Annotated in this window: 1 pseudogene; it reads left to right on the forward strand. The window is 29.8% G+C overall.

Annotation, left to right across the window (positions count from 1 at the left end):
* Positions 1-228: pseudogene (locus tag B3J44_RS02390) on the forward strand (Na+/H+ antiporter); the annotation flags it as partial.
* Positions 229-473 lie beyond the last annotated feature (245 nt).

Consider the following 473-nt stretch of genomic DNA (forward strand, 5'->3'; position numbering starts at 1 on the left):
CAAAAGACTGAACTTCCTGCAAATTTCTTTGGAAACGGAAAACTTCTTGGAGGCGAAATTTTTAATGATTTTACTAAAATCCAAATTGATTTGCTAAATGTAGAAAGAGGAAAATTAGAATCGATGCATAAATTTGGCTCTGTAAACGAAGAAATCTTTCGTAAAATCGAAAAAGAACTAGATCTGGAAGAAACCCGTTTATGGATGGAAATGTACGAGGAAAACTAATTTCTAATTGTGAATTGTAAATTGTAAATTATGAATTAAGCTTTTACGCAAAGAATAAATTAATAATTCACAATTTACAATTAAATAACCCCCATTTTCTGCATTAAAAAGGTTGCACTTTTATTTTTGCAGATTCCGTTTCGGAGTTTGTAATCAAAATGTAAATCGTTGTTTTGGATCTCAACTTCGAAACATTGATTGGTTAAAATATCAGGAAATTCGTTTGTTGTTAGGCATACTTCAAT

It is taken from the genome of Flavobacterium sp. UBA4854 (assembly GCF_002399805.1).
GTDB lineage: Bacteria > Bacteroidota > Bacteroidia > Flavobacteriales > Flavobacteriaceae > Flavobacterium > Flavobacterium ginsengisoli.